The following is a 271-nucleotide window of genomic DNA, read 5'->3' as shown; positions in this document are numbered from 1 at the left end:
GGGAATTGGGCAATCCAAACTCGCCGAAGGTCATCTTCTATGCGTTCGACCTGCTGCACCTCAACGGGCGGGATCTCCGGCAACAGCCGCTGGTGAAACGCAAGGCCGCGCTAGAAAAGCTGGTGAAGGACAGGGCGCCGACACTGACCTATGCCGAGCATCTGGAGGTGAGCGGCAGCGACGTGTTTGAACATGCATGCCGGCTGGGCTTGGAGGGGATCGTATCCAAGCGAGCGGATGCCCCCTATCGCTCAGGTGTGCAGACGAGCTG

General features: G+C 60.9%; 1 protein-coding gene. It reads left to right on the top strand.

Annotation, left to right across the window (positions count from 1 at the left end; all coding sequences use genetic code 11):
* Positions 1-271: ATP-dependent DNA ligase (locus ACWUKX_RS31075; protein ID WP_456010472.1), on the top strand; the 271-nt coding region annotated here is incomplete at both ends.

Source organism: Mesorhizobium sp. f-mel (assembly GCF_053850215.1).
Note: the sequence above shows the minus strand (reverse complement) of the source record. Positions and strands in the feature narration are given on the sequence as shown.